The sequence below is a fragment of the Acidithiobacillus marinus genome, from assembly GCF_002847505.1.
In the GTDB taxonomy this organism is placed as follows: domain Bacteria; phylum Pseudomonadota; class Gammaproteobacteria; order Acidithiobacillales; family Acidithiobacillaceae; genus Acidithiobacillus; species Acidithiobacillus marinus.
The window spans coordinates 1-2245 of sequence record NZ_MXAV01000061.1; the positions used below are offsets into that span (position 1 = coordinate 1).

At 59.3% G+C, this 2245-nt stretch carries 3 protein-coding genes; 1 reads left to right on the top strand and 2 read right to left on the bottom strand.

Annotation, left to right across the window (positions count from 1 at the left end; all coding sequences use genetic code 11):
- Positions 1 to 249: 249 nt before the first annotated feature.
- Both B1757_RS14870 and B1757_RS14875 read right to left on the bottom strand, forming a co-directional pair.
- On the bottom strand, positions 250 to 897 hold the full coding sequence (locus tag B1757_RS14870) for a hypothetical protein (RefSeq protein ID WP_075323801.1): 648 nt from the start codon (positions 895 to 897) through the stop codon (positions 250 to 252).
- A complete protein-coding gene (locus tag B1757_RS14875; RefSeq protein ID WP_075323802.1) occupies positions 897 to 1187 on the bottom strand; it encodes a DUF8583 domain-containing protein in 291 nt (96 codons plus the stop codon). Before B1757_RS14875 ends, B1757_RS14870 begins: the two co-directional genes overlap by 1 nt.
- Before the next feature lie 187 nt (positions 1188 to 1374).
- On the opposite strand from B1757_RS14875, the gene mobQ reads away from it, so the two are divergent.
- Positions 1375 to 2245: MobQ family relaxase (mobQ, locus tag B1757_RS14880; RefSeq protein ID WP_143484302.1), on the top strand; the 871-nt coding region annotated here is incomplete at its 3' end.

Consider the following 2245-nt stretch of genomic DNA (forward strand, 5'->3'; position numbering starts at 1 on the left):
ACGGATTTTATGGGTTTTGAGAATATCCTGTTGGGTATGCACGGGTATCCACCAAAGACCAAAACCCCCTGGTGCGGGCTGTCGGAAAACCATGTCGGTCAGGTGTGATGCTCGGAAACTCTGCCGCCGATGTTTCCTGACAGAATTCTCTGGGGTTCCGGCTTACACCCCCAAGCAGGGAAAATATCGGCCGCTGCGGCCTTTCGCAGGAGCTTAACGGGTTTTATATTCCGTTTTCTGAGGGGACCCCTAATACCCTTTGGGAATGACCAGTTCTGTTTTGCCGTGGTCTGTGGTCCATGCGCCGAGTGGCAATGGGCTGCCGTTGCTGTAGGTTCCCTGATTGTTGCTGACCTCGAAACACAGTCTTCCGCCGCAATGGTTCCAGACCACGTTCCCGCCGTGCTTGGCCAGCTCTGCCACGGTCGCCTGCATCCGGGGGATTTCTGCGCTGAGCGTGGCCTTCTGCTGGCGGAGGTTCTGGACTTCGTGGAACTGCCAGGCCAGGGAAATATAAGCCATCAGACAGATTCCGAAGAATCCGGCAGCGAACAGGATGACCCATTTCCAGGAAAACCAGGCGGAAGCCTGGCTGATGGCCTTCCCGGCCTCGGTCGTGTTCCCGATGACGCCGGAGAAGTTTTCGAGAATCGGGTTTAAGGCGGTTTCCAGGGACGTAGCGGCGATTTCTCCGGCATCCCCCATCTGATCCTTTACGGCAGCGCCTACGGCGGTTCTTACGGCCTTGGAGATGCTCTGGACGGTTTGGGCGAGGCGGGTGCGTTCCTGGGCGAGGGCTTCGCGTTCAGCGGTCAAGGTGTCGATGGCGGTTTGTATGGCCTTCTGCTGATCGTTTGCCACCGCCATGTAGCCGAATAGCTGCTGTTGTGAGTCCATTACTGGCCTCCTTGGGAATTTTCGGGACGTACTGGCAGATCAAAGAGGGCGCGATCATCGGCACGGGTCAGGGCGGCCTCCATGAGGGCCATAAATTTGTCGTGTGGCCATTCCCCGCGTTCGACCTTGGCGAGGATGGCGGCTCCAACGAGGATTTTACGGCGGGTATCTGCGCTGCGTTTCTTTTTGGCCTCGATGCTGCGTTTACGGGCTTCGATCTGCTGTTTCTTGGCTTTCTCCTGTTTGAGTTTTGCCTCCAGTTTAGCGATGCGTTCTTCGATGGTCGTCATGGTCACTCCTCTGCAATATCATGGAGATACTTTAGCGCGTTTTTAGGGCGGAACGAACTGCTGGAAGAGGCCTTGACGGTGTGGCAACATAGACCCGCAGCGAAAAAGCAAGGGCGCACTTATGCAAACTCTGCGAGTTTGCGTGCGGTCAAGGCTCCGCCCCGACACCCCGTAGGAGGAGGCCAGAATGGCGATCTATCATCTCTCCGTCAAAGCCATCAGCCGATCTGCAGGCCGCAGCGGCACGGCTTCCTCCGCGTATCGTTCCGGCGAGAAGATCGAAGATGAACGGACGGGAGAAGTACACGACTACACCCGCCGAAGCGGGGTTGAGTCCGCCGATCTGGTGTTGCCGGAAGATGCCCCCGACTGGGCAGCGGACCGGGCGGCATTGTGGAATGCCGCCGAGCAGGCGGAGACCCGGAAGAACGCAACGGTTGCCCGCGAGTTCGAGATTGCCCTGCCCGAAGAACTGCCCCCTGCCGAGCGGCGGCGTCTGGCGCTGGATTTTGCGGGAGAGCTGGTCCAGCGGCATGGCTGTGCAGCGGATGTGGCCGTGCATGCGCCGGGGAAAGCCGGAGATCAGCGCAATCACCATGCCCACATTCTGCTGACGACCCGGCGGATAGGACCAGACGGGTTTACCGAAAAGACGCGGGAACTGGATGACCGGAAGACGGGCAAAGAACTGGTGAGCGAATGGCGGGAACGGTTTGCCGAGCTACAGAACGCCCGATTACAGGAAAACGGCATAGCCGCCCAGGTGGATCACCGCAGTCTGGCGGAGCAAGGTCAGGATCGGGCACCGACCCGGCATCTGGGGCCAGCGGCCAGTGGTTATGAGCGGCGGACCGGGCAACCGAGCCGCCGAAGGCTGGATTTTGAGCAGGAAGTTTCGGAACGATTAAAGCTGGCCAAGGAAGCGGGTGAGCTGGAGCGGCAAGACCTGGCGGTAGATCAGAGTATTCTTGATCTATCCGGCGACCTGGAAGCCGCGCGCGCCGAGCGGGACCGGATAATCCGCGAAGAGATTGCCCAGGGGATTGCAGACATTGGGG

Bases quoted from the DNA above. Each gene is read 5' to 3' on its own strand.
- B1757_RS14875 (WP_075323802.1), bottom strand. From the start codon at position 1,187: ATGACGACCATCGAAGAACGCATCGCTAAACTGGAGGCAAAACTCAAA.
- B1757_RS14870 (WP_075323801.1), bottom strand. From the start codon at position 897: ATGGACTCACAACAGCAGCTATTCGGCTACATGGCGGTGGCAAACGAT.